Annotated in this window: 16 protein-coding genes; 2 read left to right on the top strand and 14 right to left on the bottom strand. The window is 63.7% G+C overall.

The annotated features are described in order from the left end of the window. Positions 1-73: 73 nt before the first annotated feature. Entirely contained in the window at positions 74-373 is a 300-nt protein-coding gene (locus tag RR_RS13525; RefSeq protein ID WP_011224051.1) for a hypothetical protein, read from the top strand. A 92-nt stretch (positions 374-465) separates the two neighbouring features. Here RR_RS13525 and thiE read toward each other — a convergent pair whose 3' ends face one another. Genes thiE through RR_RS13560 form a run of 7 tightly spaced genes read right to left on the bottom strand, consistent with a single transcriptional unit; the run spans position 466 to position 8,810 of the window. Beyond that, complete coding sequence (gene thiE / locus RR_RS13530; protein ID WP_011224052.1) at positions 466-1,101, bottom strand: thiamine phosphate synthase; 636 nt, start codon at positions 1,099-1,101, stop codon at positions 466-468. A 43-nt stretch (positions 1,102-1,144) separates the two neighbouring features. After that, complete coding sequence (locus RR_RS13535; protein ID WP_011224053.1) at positions 1,145-2,206, bottom strand: phosphate uptake regulator PhoU; 1,062 nt, start codon at positions 2,204-2,206, stop codon at positions 1,145-1,147. A 2-nt stretch (positions 2,207-2,208) separates the two neighbouring features. Continuing rightward, on the bottom strand, positions 2,209-2,886 hold the full coding sequence (gene phoU / locus RR_RS13540) for a phosphate signaling complex protein PhoU (RefSeq protein ID WP_007189282.1): 678 nt from the start codon (positions 2,884-2,886) through the stop codon (positions 2,209-2,211). A 2-nt stretch (positions 2,887-2,888) separates the two neighbouring features. Beyond that, positions 2,889-3,830 (bottom strand): phosphate ABC transporter ATP-binding protein PstB, encoded by a 942-nt coding sequence (pstB, locus tag RR_RS13545; protein WP_004958581.1) that lies wholly within the window; start codon positions 3,828-3,830, stop codon positions 2,889-2,891. Continuing rightward, the gene (pstA, locus tag RR_RS13550) at positions 3,823-6,477 is read right to left on the bottom strand and encodes a phosphate ABC transporter permease PstA (RefSeq protein ID WP_011224054.1); all 2,655 of its coding nucleotides are present in this window, start codon (positions 6,475-6,477) and stop codon (positions 3,823-3,825) included. Before pstA ends, pstB begins: the two co-directional genes overlap by 8 nt. Beyond that, a complete protein-coding gene (pstC, locus tag RR_RS13555; RefSeq protein ID WP_004958585.1) occupies positions 6,474-7,595 on the bottom strand; it encodes a phosphate ABC transporter permease subunit PstC in 1,122 nt (373 codons plus the stop codon). The genes pstA and pstC overlap by 4 nt, the downstream gene beginning before the upstream one ends. Before the next feature lie 60 nt (positions 7,596-7,655). Then, positions 7,656-8,810, bottom strand: coding sequence for a substrate-binding domain-containing protein (locus RR_RS13560; protein WP_007189285.1), 1,155 nt, complete (start codon positions 8,808-8,810; stop codon positions 7,656-7,658). A 332-nt stretch (positions 8,811-9,142) separates the two neighbouring features. On the opposite strand from RR_RS13560, the gene RR_RS13565 reads away from it, so the two are divergent. After that, positions 9,143-10,147 (top strand): phosphate uptake regulator PhoU, encoded by a 1,005-nt coding sequence (locus RR_RS13565; RefSeq protein WP_004958590.1) that lies wholly within the window; start codon positions 9,143-9,145, stop codon positions 10,145-10,147. Positions 10,148-10,187: 40 nt separating this feature from the next. Here RR_RS13565 and RR_RS13570 read toward each other — a convergent pair whose 3' ends face one another. The 7 genes from RR_RS13570 to rimI form a co-directional block, all read right to left on the bottom strand. Beyond that, on the bottom strand, positions 10,188-10,973 hold the full coding sequence (locus RR_RS13570) for a DUF7260 family protein (RefSeq protein ID WP_049939175.1): 786 nt from the start codon (positions 10,971-10,973) through the stop codon (positions 10,188-10,190). Positions 10,974-11,265: 292 nt separating this feature from the next. Further along, positions 11,266-11,649 (bottom strand): rhodanese-like domain-containing protein, encoded by a 384-nt coding sequence (locus RR_RS13575; protein ID WP_011224056.1) that lies wholly within the window; start codon positions 11,647-11,649, stop codon positions 11,266-11,268. A 38-nt stretch (positions 11,650-11,687) separates the two neighbouring features. Continuing rightward, positions 11,688-12,230: an NUDIX hydrolase gene (locus RR_RS13580; protein ID WP_011224057.1), complete on the bottom strand. Its 543-nt coding sequence runs from the start codon at positions 12,228-12,230 to the stop codon at positions 11,688-11,690. Continuing rightward, complete coding sequence (locus RR_RS13585) at positions 12,227-12,640, bottom strand: hypothetical protein (RefSeq protein ID WP_011224058.1); 414 nt, start codon at positions 12,638-12,640, stop codon at positions 12,227-12,229. Before RR_RS13585 ends, RR_RS13580 begins: the two co-directional genes overlap by 4 nt. Continuing rightward, the gene (locus RR_RS13590) at positions 12,640-13,053 is read right to left on the bottom strand and encodes a DUF5809 family protein (RefSeq protein WP_004958625.1); all 414 of its coding nucleotides are present in this window, start codon (positions 13,051-13,053) and stop codon (positions 12,640-12,642) included. The genes RR_RS13585 and RR_RS13590 overlap by 1 nt, the downstream gene beginning before the upstream one ends. Positions 13,054-13,076: 23 nt before the next feature. Next, on the bottom strand, positions 13,077-13,550 hold the full coding sequence (locus RR_RS13595; RefSeq protein ID WP_007189290.1) for a DUF5810 domain-containing protein: 474 nt from the start codon (positions 13,548-13,550) through the stop codon (positions 13,077-13,079). 131 nt (positions 13,551-13,681) lie between these two features. After that, a complete protein-coding gene (gene rimI, locus RR_RS13600) occupies positions 13,682-14,179 on the bottom strand; it encodes a ribosomal protein S18-alanine N-acetyltransferase (protein ID WP_049938966.1) in 498 nt (165 codons plus the stop codon). Positions 14,180-14,284 lie beyond the last annotated feature (105 nt).

Here is a 14,284-nt window from a genome sequence, read left to right on the forward strand (position 1 = left end):
CTCGGGCTCCCGACAGGCCGTCCGTCGCGGCTCCCACCGCAATTTATTAATTCTGGGATACGTTTCGTCGCTGATGCCCTCCAGTATCAGCAACACCGTGTTCAGCGAACCGTCCGGGCCACGGATTGCACTCATCCACTTCGCTGGTTCGCTTGTCTTCGCCGGTCTCTACGTGTCCGCGTGGAGTACCGACGGTTCTGCCGCGGCCACCTGGTTACTCGCTATGGTCGTCGGAACCGGATTAGCGGGCATTGCTGAGGCGTTGCCAAAGCACAGGCGGCAGTTGGCCGGCGTCTTGCGCTCGATCGCGATTCTCGTGTTTTTCTGTATCGTCGTTGCAGCCCTCGTCGTGCCCGGCTTCCTCGGTATCTGAGCACCACTCGCAGAACCGGCCCGTCTCGACGGTGACCACGGATAGACCGGTGCTATCGCCCCTGCCCGACGGCTACCACGGGCTGGCCGGTGCTATCGTCCTTGCTCGACGGCACTGTGTAACGCTTCAGCCGCCGCCGCCGGGTCGTCGGCCTTCGTAATCTCGGTGATAACAGCTACACCGTCGGCCCCGGCGTCAACGACCGCAGTGGCGTTCCCGGCCGTGATGCCACCGATGCCGACAAAGGGGATGTCCACTGCCTCGGCAATTGCGGCGACGCGGTCGGTGCCAACAGCGTACTCCTCATCGTCGATGTCGTCTTTCGAGCCAGTGGCAAACACCGCGCCGACACCAAGGTAGTCTGCACCAGCCGTCGCCGCTTCCCGGGCGTCTTCGACGGTCGAGACCGAGCGCCCGATGACCGCATCGTCACCGAGGATATCCCGGGCAACAGAAACAGGGAGGTCGTCGTCGCCGAGGTGAACTCCGTCGGCGTCGATGGCCTGTGCGAGGTCGATACGGTCGTTAACGACGAACGTGACGTCGGCCTCGCGGGTCAGTTCTCGCAGTTTCTGCCCGAGTTCGTAGCGTTCGCGTGCGGTCCGGTTCTTCTCGCGGAGCTGGACGACGCCGACGCCGCTCTCGATCGCCTCCGCGACGATTTCGTCGGTTGTCCGGCCCGCCGAGAGCGACGCCTGCGTGACGAGATACACGTCCCAGTCGACCATAGCAAGTGTCGGAACCGATGGCCCTTGTGTGCTGTGCGTTAGGTCAGGACTCTGTTTCGGCTGTTGAACTCGTCGTGTCCGCGTCGTCGGTACCGCCCTCGGAAGCGGTGAGCGCGCCGTCGCGGACGGCCATCCGAAGACCAAACTCGGCGATGTTGCCACCGTGCTCGGCTGTTCTGGCGAGGCTATCGAGGGCGCGGGTGAGCCGGTAGTCGGCGTCGCCCGATTCGAACAGCTGGCGGTCAAGGCTCGTTATCTGCTGGCGCACGGCCCGGCGCGTGGCCAGCGTCTGTCGGGCGGTGTCGACACAGGCGTCGCCAATGATCACACGGACAGCGTCCTCAACAACGGTGCGAACGTCCTGAGCGATATCTTCGAGGGCTGTGACGATGGAACCGGTTGGCTGGCCGTCGAGCTGGTCGGCGATGGTGCCGATGCGTTCGGCGTGGTCAGCCACGCGTTCGAGTTCGTTCGCGGTCCCCCAAAGGGTGAACAGTTCCGGACGCGTCAGCCCGAGCGCATCGATCTCATCAAGCCGTGCCAGGCCCCGCTCGAAATAGCGGTCGATCATGGCGTGCAGTCGGTCGGCCTGCTCGTCACGGTCACCCCACCGGTCGCTGGTCGTCCCGGTTGTGAGGGCAGCCATCGCATCCCGGTGCATCGACAGAGCGACGAACTGGAGCTGGCGAACCGACTGCCGGACCGACACCTCGCTGGCGTCGAGCAACGTCTGGACCGTCACGTGTGTTTCAGTCTCCTCGGCGATGGTTACGCCAGTCAGGTTTCGGGTGACGCGTTCGATGGCCCGGTGTTGCGCGTCGCTGTAGCCGTCGGGGAGTTCAAGAACGACGGACTCGACCCCGGCAGCGTAGGCCGCTCGCAACAACTGCTCGATTTCCGCCGGGTCGTCGTTTCCGACCTCCAGGGTGACGCGGTTCCGCGGCGTGGTCCGGGACTCGGGTGTCTGAATCACGAGTAGCCCGTCGATGTGCGTGTGGAGGTTCACCGTCGTTCCGGCCGTACAGTTCTCCGATTCGGCCCACTCTTTCGGTAGTGAAACCGTGTACGTCCCGCCGCCGACGGTCTGTATCTTTCGGGTTTCCATGCTTAGTAGATGAGTTCGGAGTCGGTTTCGACCATGTACAGCGTGCGTGCCGCGATGTTGACCGCGTGGTCGCCAACGCGTTCGAGGTCTCGAACCGTCAGCAGGAGTCGGGACACATCATCAAGCAACTGCTCAACCGCCCAGCCGTCGTCGCCGTCGGCCTCTCGTTCGATGAGGTCCCGAGCGACGGTCTCGCTGGCCCGCTGGCAGAGCGCGTCGAGCGCGTCGTCGTCAGCCGCGATAGCGCGGCATTCCTCGACGTCTTCACGCCGATAGGCATCGATACTGCGCTCGACCATCTCAGTGGCTTCGCGGCCGATCGTGTCGACGTCGACCTCGGGAGCGAGTCGACGGTCGGCAGATTGTGCGTACGCTGCGAGGTTCGTGGCGAGGTCCGCGATGCGTTCGAGGTCGGTGATAATCTTGAACGAGGCGGCGACAAAGCGGAGGTCGGTCGCGACCGGCTGCTGGAGGGCAAAGAGGTCGATACAGTCGGCTTCGAGGGCCAGATACAACTCGTTTATTTCGTCGTCGCTGTCGATGACAGACTGCGCCATCTCCCGGTCGACGGTCCGGAGCGCAGTGAGCGCCGCTTCGAGCCGCTCGACGACGAGGTCGCCCATCTCGACCACGTGCTCCCGGAGTTCGTCCAGCAGTTGCTGGTACGACTCGCGTGACATAGTTACCCGAACTTGCCGGTGATGTAGTCCTCGACACGCTGGCTCTCGGGGTTCTCGAAGATCTTGTCCGTGTCGTCGTACTCGACGAGTTCGCCACCGGTGAGGAACACGGCAGTCTGGTCTGAGATGCGGGCCGCCTGCTGCATATTGTGGGTGACGATGACGACGGTGTAGTCCTTCGACAGTTCCTCGACGAGGTCCTCGATTTTCGACGTTGCAATGGGGTCAAGCGCCGACGCCGGCTCGTCCATCAAGATGACCTCAGGGTCGACAGCCAGACAACGGGCAATACAGAGCCGCTGTTGCTGGCCGCCCGAGAGACCGAGCGCGTTGTCGTCGAGGCGGTCGCTGACCTCCTCCCACAGGGCAGCCTGTTTCAGCGACCGCTCAACGAGTTCGCCCTCCTGTTCCGTGTCGTCGCGGCCGAACAGACGTGCGAGCAGGCCCTTGTTGATGTCGCCGTGCTTGCGGGGACCGTAGGAAATGTTCTCCCGGATGGATTTCGGGAACGGGTTCGGCGACTGGAACACCATTCCGATACGTTTGCGCAGTTCGACGAGGTTGGCGTTAGGGTCGTAAATTTCGGTGCCCTCCAGCTCGACCGAGCCGTCGATGCGGGCGGCCTTGATGCGGTCGTTCATGCGGTTCAGGCACCGCAGATACGTCGACTTGCCACAGCCCGACGGGCCGATGAGTGCCGTGACGCTGTTTTCCGGGATCTCCATCGAGACGTCCTTGAGGGCGTGGTCGTCGCCGTACCACACGTCGAGGTTCTCGACCGAGAGCTTCGTGTCGCCGTCGAACTCGTAGTGCCGCCACTCGTCGCGGACTTGCTCCTCGCTCTCACCGGCCGTCGTCTCAGCGCTCGGCGATGTGGTTTCGACCGTCCGTTCGCCGTTCGTTTGCGTGTCCGTGCTCGGCTCCGTGTTGATGCTATCACTCATAGTTGAGTTTCCTCCGGAAGTACGTCCGCGCCGTGATACCGACCGCGTAGAACGTCAGAACAACCATCAGCAGGATAAACGCCGTCGCCCACCCCATCTGTGGCGACCCAGACACCCCGGCCGCGATAACGGCCCACACCTGCGTCGGTAGCGACGCTGAGGCCGTCAGCAAGGCGTCGTTGGCGATGAACGGCGGCCCCGATACGAAGCGGAAGCCGCCGATGACATCGACGGCAGCCGTCGCGTTCAGCGTCGACCCGAGGACGAGAATGAGCGGAGCAGTCTCGCCGGCGATGCGGCCGACGCCGAGGATGACACCGGTGATGACGCCCGGCATCGCCGCCGGCAGGACGACACTCTTGATGGTCTCCCACTGGGTCACACCCAGCGCTGCGCTGGCGTCACGATACTCGTCGGGGACGGCCTTGATCGACTCCCGCGAGGTGATAAGCACCAGCGGCAAGAGCATGAACCCGAGCACCAGCATCCCGGCCAGCAGGGACTCGTCGCCGCCCAGCCGCGGAATCAGGAACGCGGCCCCGAACAGGCCGAAGACGATGCTCGGCGTGGACCAGAGCGCGTTCGTCGCGATCTCGACGAGTGCGGTGAACTGGCCCTGCTCGGCGTACTCGGTGAGGAACACCGCCGCACCGACGCCCAGCGGGACGGCGAACAGCGTCGCGCCGATGACCAGCCACACCGTGCCGATGATGGCAGGCATGATACCGCCGGGCTCGGCCCCCAGCGGGATGTAGGCCTGCATCACCATCGGCCACGAGAGGCTCCCCTCGTTGGCAATGGAGACGCCGAGAACATTGAATGACGTGCCGGTAACGGCCACGTGCAGGCCCACCAGCGCGGTGAAGCCGGCCGTGCCGACAAGTCCAAGTCGCGTCTCCTCGGTCAGGAGCCGGCGGGTGATCGTCTCTTCGCTGGACCGCTTTGCGACGGTCGTGAGCGTCGCCAGTGCGAGCGAGGCCACCGCGGCCCCGAGTGCGATTGCCGGCACAAGGTTCACCGGGCCGACCAGTGGATTGATGCCGGCGACTGGCTGGAGCAACAGCGCGGCCAGCAACAGCCCGAGTCCGCCGAACACACCCAGCGTGAACAGCGGCGCCTCGGACTGTGCGCTGTCCGCGAGCGTCGGCCCGTCGCTTGTGAGCACGCCGACAAGCGGGTAGACTGCGAGACCGCCCGCGGCGACCGACCCGGCGGCGACGGCGGCGAAGCCGAGCGTCTCGCCGAGCGGCAGGCCGAACGGAGCGGGGCCGAAAACGAGGAAGAAGCCGGTGAGGACGACGAGCGCGAGAACCGCGGTCGGGACGGCCTGTCGAATCGAGCCGGCCCGCTCGGACTGTGTCCCGACCTTTCGGAGCGAACCGAACGAACGGAAGAAGGTGACTGCGAGCAGCGCCGCCGGCGCGAACAGCAGTAGCGTTCCGATTGTCGTGTCAGGGGTCACCGCGAATGCCGTATCGAGTGCCTGTCCCTGTCGGTTGACCTGAACAGTGTAGGCATAGGAGTAGCGTAGCGGGGACCCAGTGACGAGGACGCTCGCAACCGTCGCGGCAAGCGCGCCGACTGCCGCCAGTGGGAGGACGCGGAATAGCTGTCGAGCGCCGCTGTTCCAGTCATTCGTGCCCGCAGGTGTGCGAGCGAACTGGACCGCGGCGAGAAGGGCTGGCGTCAGGAGGACCAGCGCGGTCAGCGCACCGACCGAGAGCCCGTGGAAGGCGTAGCCGACGCCTTTGACGGTCACGAACACGACGATTGTCGCCATCACGGCCACCATCAGGAAGGCGTTGAGGTTGATGACGAGGAAGGCCCCGTACTCCCGGCCCCGAGCGCCGAATCCGGCCCGGCACTTGGCGGCCGACCAGGCCGACAGGAGCGTCCCGACCAGAAGGAACACGGGGATGACCGCGCCGCCGGTGAAGCCACCGGAGAGGGTCTGCGGGTTCCACTGCCAGCCGACGCCGATGGTGCCGGTTACGATTGTCAGCCCGAGCGCGCCGACCACGATGGCTGTCGGGAGCGTCGAACCGAGGTCCTCGCGAGGGAGAATTGCCAGCAGGAACAGCCCGACGCCGGCGACGACAGCCCCGACGAGCCACAGAAGTGAGCCGGCACTGGTGAGTGCACCGCCGATGGCAGCCCCCATAGCAAGGCCGACCGCGCCGAGCGCGCCGCCGGAGAGCAGCCCGGCGCTCATGTTCGGTTCCGTGTCCACGAGTTCGAGTCGGGAGGAGACACCGGCGGCAGTGATCGCCAGCGCTTCGGCCAGCAACACGGTTCCAAGCAGCGTCGCCATCGTCACGGGAAGGACCGCGGCAAGCGCGGTCAGCGCAAGCGTCGAAACGACGAGGCCCAGCCCGATGCCGCGCACTCGCTGTGAGGTGACCGGGACGACGTTGGTGTAGGAGGCGAGGCCGGTGATCCCGACCGCGCCGACGACGACAGCAAGTAGCGTCCCGAGCGCCGTGGTGAGGGCACTGCCACTGGCACCGGGCGGGACCAGATTCACCAGCGTGATGAGTCCGAGCGTGAAGCCGACGACGCTCAGTGCGATCGCCGTATCCAGTCCCCGGTCGTAGCTGTTCGAGTCCGCACTGACGAGTCGGTCCGTAGTCGCGTAGGCGTCACTCATTGTTGCCCCTTCAGTTTCCGCTGCATACGCCGCTCGATGTACTGCGAGACGATGCTCATCCCGGCGACGATGACGAACAGCATGACGCCGGCGACGAACAGCACGTCGACGGTGCTCTCGGATGCGCTCCCGTACTGGGTCGCGATCAGGCTGGTCAGCGTCGCGTTCGCGTCGAAGATGTCGAACAGTGGGTCGGCGAACTGTGTCCCCGAGGCCATGATCGCGGCGACGGCCATCGTCTCGCCGATGGCTCGACCCAGGCCGAGAATGACGGCCGCGGAGATGCCCGAGAACGCCGCCGGGATGGAGATGCTCTTCATTGTCTGCCACTCGGTCGCGCCCATGGCGACGGAGCCGTCACCCATCGACTGGGGGACACTGGAGAGAGCGTCCTCGCCGACGGAGACGACTGTCGGGAGCGCCATCACGCCCACGACGATCCCCGCGATGAGGAAGCTCGCCCCGTCATCGAGGAAGTTCGTCTGAATGAAGCCGTTCAGCACCTGAAAGCCGATGAACCCGTAGACGATGGAGGGGATGCCGGCCAGAATCTCCACGCCGGGCTTGATCAGTTCCCGCAGGCGGTCGCTGGCGACCTCGGCGATGAACAGCGCGCCGAACAGGCCAAGCGGCCCCGCAACCGCACCCGCGATGATGGTTACGACCACTGTCGCCCATATCATCGGTATCAGCGAGTACGCCCCGCTAAGGGGGTTCCAGTAGGTCGAGTCCGACGGCAGCACGGATTCGAGCCAGAAGAACCAGCGAGCGTTCCCGCCCTGTTCCGGGATCAACAGCAGTCCAAGTCCACGTTCGAGAAACGCTGGCAGTGCGCTTGCGAACAGGAAGAACGTGATGAACGCGACGGTCAACACCGTTAGCACCGTCGCAACCAGCGTGAGTAGGCGTGCAACCTCAGCCTGATAGGTGACCCAGCCGACCGCCGTGACAAACACGAATGCCAGCAGCATGGGCAACGCCAGCGCCGGCCGAAACAGGAAGACAAGAATCGTCGCCACCAGCGTCGTCGCTATCGTGACGACGGCGAGCGTCGACCCGTCGACTCTGTCCCCGCCCGACACCGCCTCGCCCTCCGTTGTAGGTATATCCTCTGTCATAGTATGGAAAATCGACCGACACGGCCGATAACTGTCAGATGTGGTCCGAGCCGTGGGCGATTACACCTGGTCGGGGAGCTTGGCGCGCTCTTCCTCGCGGCGGCGTGCGCCGAGCTTGAAGTAGTTGTTCGGCGCGACGAAGGTGTCCTGACCGAAGTCAGACAGGATCATGTTGATGACCGCGGCCTCTTTTTTCGAGGTGCCTTCCCACGTGTACATGTGAAGGTCACGCGAGAGGGGGTATGCCGTTGAGTCGAGGCCGTTCTCGTCGTCCTGATAGCTGTAGGTCGTCCCTTCCCACTCCAGCCCGACGGGGGCCAGGCCGTCCGTGTCGATAAACGCCAGCGCGAGGTAGCTGATAGCGTTGTCGGCCTGTGCGATAGCCTGTGCGAGGCGCTGGTTCTGGCCATAACGGTTGGCGACGCTGGTGTCTTCCTCGGGGTTGCCAAAGACGTTGGAGACGAAGGAGGTTCGCGTCCCGGAGCCCTTGACGCGGCCCAGCACCTGAATTTCGCGGTCCGGACCACCGAGTTCGCTCCAGTTGGTGAGTTCACCTTTGTAGAGGCTTTTGAGCTGGTCGCCGGTGATCTGCTCGACGCCGGCGTCGGCGATCTCCTGGGAGACGACCAGTGGCTGGCCGTCCACGCCGACGACGTGGTCGATGAACTGGTCGTAAGAGTCCCGGTCCGGGAGTTCGTCCTCGACGTTCCCGGAGGAGTTGCCCATGTCGTTCTGGCCGTTCATGACCTTCTCGACACCGGTGCCGGAGTGGGAAAGACCGACCGTGAACTGGAACGGCGGGCCGTCCTCGCCGCCGGCTTCGAACCCGTAGAGACCCGCCCAGTAGTCAGCGAGATTCTGGTCGGTGTCGATGTCGTACTCGCCGTGGGGCCAGTACTCGCTGTCACTTGCCGGTCGGTTGGCGTTCCAGTACGAGGCCGCAGTGTTGGCGATGGGGTACACCGTCGAGGAGCCGCCGGACTCGAGTGCACTGGTGTCGCTGGAGCCACCCTCTTCGGTCGCGTCCATTTCGGTTGCGTCCATCTCTGTCGCCGGCGCTTCGGTGTCCTCACTGCCGCCGGAACTTCCGTCTGACCCGGAGTCACTGCTCCCACTGGAGCAGCCAGCGATCGCAGCGATACTGGTCGCACCTGTCGTTGCGATGAATTTCCGCCGCGATACAAACTCTGACAGCCCGTTTGAGTCGTGCGCCATCAACAGAAGCCAACAGGACAGCTAATAAGTAATCTGCTAAGATAGCTATATCTATTGGGTTACTACTATATAGAATTAGTATGACAAACACTCGCAAACAGGTGTGAATATAATAGCTTATTCGTCTTATTTAGGCCTCCAAGTACCCAAATACGTCGAATATGAAGGATAATTATGTATCTCGGCGTATTAGCCGTCTTCGCCGCCACTGCCAGCAAAAATTGCCGGAGAGTCGGCGGCCAGCCGGCGAATATGTCCCCAAATATTAGAACTCCAATACAGTATATAGATATGAGTGGATTTATATCATCGCATGAACGAGTGTCAGTCACATGGAGACACGCAAGGTCCAGGTGACGGGCGGGTCGACATACACCGTCTCACTACCCAAAGAGTGGGCGACAGAAAACGACGTGAGCGCGGGCAGCGTCGTCGAATTCCACGCTGAGCGGGACCTGCTGCTGCTCGCTCCACAGCGGGACAACGGCCGCGTAGAAGGGAGTCTCGACGTGGAGGGACTCGAAAACAGGCACGAACTCACGCGAGCGGTGATGACGATGTACGTCAGTGGCTTCGACATCATCCAGCTCGAAGCGACTCGGATAACGGCCGAACAGCGACGCATCATCCGTGATGCGACACAGGGGCTGGTCGGTCTGGAGATGATTGAGGAAACGACCGACCGGGTCGTCCTGCAGGACCTGCTGGATTCCTCGGAGCTGTCTGTCCACAACGCGATCACGCGTATGCGGCTGGTCTCGTTGACAATGCTCTCCGACGCTGTCGAAGCGCTCATCGAGGACGACGACGACCTCGCGGCGGACGTGATGCAACGCGACGACGACGTGGACCGCCTCTGGTACATGGTTTCGCGCGTGTTCCGCACCGTCCTCCGAAACCCAACGGCAGCTAACGAGATCGGCTTCCCGCGCGAGACCGTCTTCGACTTCCAGTCCAGCGCCCGCCAGCTAGAGCGTATTGCCGACCACGCGACGAAGATCGCCAGCCTCTCCCAGGAAATCGGGGAGATCACCGGCGAAACAGCCGAGCTTCTCGATCAGCTGGAAGCCGAGGCCATTGCAGTCCCCGAGACTGCGATGGACGCCCTGTTGACCGAAGACTCCGACGAGGCCGTCGAACTGGCAAACGGAGCCCGTAGCCAGATCCCCGATGTCGACGAGACTGCCCGCGAAGTCGATGGCCAGATCCGCGAGTTCGACCCACAGAGCGCTCAGGTTCTGGGCCTAATCGTCGACTCCCTGTCCCGGACCGCCGACTACGGCGGCAACATTGCCGAAAGCGCCCTCCAGAAGGCCGCGCCTCGACCGCAGTCCTGACCACCCGGCACGGCAAAAACTAGAGAGCCGTCCTGCGACCTTAGCTTGTCGAAACGATACAGTGACGACGATGCCGCCTGATCGTATCGAGGCACGTGACGGTGTCAACAAGCGCCGGGCACGTCACCGGACAGCCGTCGTAGAGATACCGAACGAGACTGGTCCCGTCAACACCGGAGAGAGCGGCGGCCGACCGGCTGTGGAGTTGCTGTTGGCGGGTCGCTGCCGCCGCCTCACAGTTAGCTTCAATTTCAGCAAGCTGGTCGTCGATGGTGTCGAGCCGCGCCGGGTCGGTTGTGCGGCGTGCGTTCGCACCGAGTGCAGCTGCACGGCGTTCGCAGTCATCAAGCGTCGCTTGCACCGACTGTAATGACTCCCGTTCGCGTTCGAGCGCCGGGAGCAACATTTCACGTTCGTCGCGCGCCCCCTCGCTTGCAGTCAACAGTGCCTCGTACAACTGCGCCGTCAAGCGCGTTCCCGTGGCGATCTGCGTGCCGAGTTCCGGGCCGAACTCCATCGACATATTCGCTTCTAGCGAGTCGTCGTACTCGGCTTCGAAATGTGGTACAGCCATGACCGTCTCGCGGTAGGCTTCCCGGACAGCACGCAGGCTAGTATCGGGTTTCGGCTGCCGGGCACTGAATGCCGACATCCCACCCCCGGAGGTGTCAACGGTACCCGCGGATTGGGCCGTCGGCTCAATAGATACCATCTGGGTCCGAAAACGCCTGAGCGCCGCCAGTTCAGCCTCGATACAGTCGATCTCTCGCTGAACGACAGCGAGCGCCTGCTCGATCCGCGGCTGGCTTGTCTCGGTGGTAGACACGGACACTCAGCCGGAGTGTTTGCTGTCGTCGTATAGGTATTTTATATGTTCGCTATATAGACCGTCGTACCGCTACCGTCGGAATCCACAGTGGTGCGATTCGCTCCGAGCAGCAATGTCCCTGCCAGCGACAGGTACTGTCAGCCCGGTCCGTCCATGTCGTCCGCAACGGATGCACTTTTCCCGAGTGGGGAACTACGACCTGCTGGTGGCGATGACGAGATGTTACCCCCGCTGAGCCCCTTGTGACGATGGACTTTTCCTGAGCCACCATTTCAACTCCGAACAGCGACTAAAACGGTGCAGCAGGGCCTTCGTCGGAATCTCTGTCAGCAGCTGCAGTGTCTGCCGGCGTCTCCTCATCTTCGGCACGCTCCAGCGGGCCGTCCCAGCCGTTCAGCCCCGGTGCAAAGCTTACAACGTCACCATCAAACCCTTCGTACGACGCGATGAGCCGGGCGGCCTGCACACTGGATTTGCCTTTCGGACACACTGTCACGACCTCGTCGTCGCCTTCGAACCGTTCGACTTCATCGACGAGCGACGGGAACGGGACGTTCTCGCTCTCGGGGATGTGGCCTCGCTCGAACGCGCCGGGTGAGCGGATATCGACTACCCGGACCGTCTCCTCGTCGAGTTTCGACCGTAGCTCGTCGGCGTCGATTTCGCCGTCCATATCCAGCCGCTAGCGGGCGATACCTAAACCTTCACCGGCTACAGCAATCCATCAGCCTGTGCCAGCAGGATGCCTTCGATGGTCGCATCGTTAGCTGGCTCGCGACGGGCGACCGCCAGTGCCTCGTCGATGGGAACTGTCGTCACCGAGAGGAACTCGTTGTCGTCAAGTTCCCGGTCGACCGGTTCGAGGCCCTCAGCGAAGACGATGCCACGGCGGTGCCGGAGCACGCCGGTCGAACACGAGAACTCTTCGATAAGTGAAACGCCGGCGGCCTCGAAGCCGGTCTCCTCGCGGAGTTCGCGCGCACCGGCGGCCGTGTAGGATTCGTCGTCTTCGACGATGCCGGCCGGGAGTTCGAGGCACTGCTCACGAATGGTCGGGCGATACTGGTCGACCATGACGAGTTCGTCGCCGGTCGTGGCGACCACGACGGCCGCATCAGGGAGTTCGGCCCAGTAGTAGTCCTTCTCGGAGCCGTCGGGCTGGCGAACTCGGTCGTAACCGCCGGTGTACCAGCCGGTCTCGTACTCGCGTTGGCTCTCGACGATTGGCCACTTGTGGTCCGGTTCGCGGGTCATACGTCCTGTCGGACCGCGACGTGGTAAAACGTGCCGTTGTGCCTGACGATGACGCCGTCGTCGGTTACAGCCCCGTCATACTGCTGGCTAAGCGCGTCTCGCTCGTCGAACGGCGAATGAGTGAACGCACCCTTGAACCCGAGCGGCCCGCGCCAGTACGGCTCGGATTGCCCGGTCGCCGACGGAGATGCGTCGGCCAGCGCCTCGCTCGTGTACGGGAAGCGTCGCTCAGACTGGCTGCTCCAGTTGATTGCCGTGCCGTTGTCGACGCTGTACTCGCCGTCGGTCGGCGTAGCAACGGCGTAGTAAGGGTCCCCGCTCTTGAGGAGGCCCGGCAGCGCACCCAGCGCCAGCAACAGCACGACGACGGCGATGATACCGAGCAGGGTGTTCCGTGTGACCGGGCGCATCAGATGACCTCGCGGTAGATGCGGCCGAAGGCCTGGCGACGGAGCGTCCCGACAGCAGCGCGACGTTCGTCCTGAAACGTCGCCGCGACGGCCTGCTCCGCGAAGGGCGCGGCGTGCCAGACAACGTTGTCGACGTTCTCCGCGCCGACTAGCGTCACCTCACAGTCGGTGTCTTCGCGCCACTCTTCGAACTCCGCCATCGAGCCGACCTGAACCGCGAGCGATTCTGCGAACAGCACGTCGCGAGCGGTTTCGACGACCTCGCTGGTGACTCGCTCCTCGTAGGTCTCCGGGTCGAGACCCATCGCCTTCGCGACTTCCTTGACGACGACCTGTGCCGTCGGCCCGAACGCGTCGTAGCGCTCGCGGGCCTCGGCTGCCGATACCGGCGCGAACTGCCCCTCAGTGTCCATACGTCCTGTTGCTGCCGGCGGGACTATTCGGTTTCGTCTCCGGTCGCGCCAGCCTCGTCGCCAGCGTCGGATGCCGACGTGTCACTATCAGTGGCGTCCGCATCGTTCTCGTCGTCGCTATCGCGTAGCATCTCCCGCGTCAGGTCCCGGGCCTCGGCCAGCACCTCGCTGTCGTGGTCGCTGAGCGCGTTCGATCCCCGGTGGCGGTCCGCGCCCTGCGGGAGGTCGCCGTGGCCGTGTCCGTGCGCGTGGTCGTGGCTATGCCCATCGCTGCGGTCGACGGTATCCTCGAACACCTGTGGGAACTCCGTCTCCTCAGCGTATTCGACGACTTCGGTGGACAGTTCGTCCTCGCCGAGTTGGCCCCAGTCGGGGACGCGGTCGTCAAGCCACGCTTCATGATCATCGCCGCCGGTCATCGCGGTAAACGCGAGGTGGTTCGCCAGATGCACGTCATCGGCTTGCGGGTCGTCACACACTGGACAGGCGTATCCCATTGGTGTGCAAAGCGTGGATGCGGAGCCGTATATGTAGTCGGGGTCTCGAAGCGGTCGTCGTTTCAGACCGGCGCTCCCGCTCTTCGCCGGGACTGCATCTGAGTATACGGACCGCGGAGTGAGGCAAGCGCCTACAGCAGACAGACCATTACCAAGGCGTCCTCGCCGTTGCTGTAGTAGTTCGGAATCGTCTTGCGGTGTTCGAACCCGAAGCGCCGGTAGAGCTTTCGCGCGCCGCCATTGTCGGCCCGGACCTCCAGCTTGACCGAGCCGGCACCGGTCTCGTCGATGACCTCCATCGCACGCCGCAACAGCGCGCTCGCAACCCCCTGCCGTCGGTACGCCGGCCGAACCGCGAGGTCCTTGATGTGACCGAGCGGGGTACCGTGGTTCGGCACCGTATCCGCGATGACGTAGCCTGCGACAGCGGGCGGGTCGTCGTCGTCGTTACCGGTTTCGGCGACGAGAAACCCCGTTTCGCCGAGATAGCTCTCCAGTGCAGAAAACGGCCATGGCTGTGGAAATGACGCCTGCTCGATGCGGTGGACCTCGATGAGATCCGCACGGACGGCGCGTCGAACCGCTGGCGTATCCGGCGTCTCCGGTCCGTCAGGAGCGACCGTTGTCACGTGTGTACTTCGGTATGGACCTACATATGTGTTACCGCCGACCGAAGATATCCCGGGTTCTGACTGTTTGTCGATAAGTGCTGATAATTCATGCATCGATAGGGG

It is taken from the genome of Haloarcula marismortui ATCC 43049 (genome assembly GCF_000011085.1).
GTDB classification, from domain to species: domain Archaea; phylum Halobacteriota; class Halobacteria; order Halobacteriales; family Haloarculaceae; genus Haloarcula; species Haloarcula marismortui.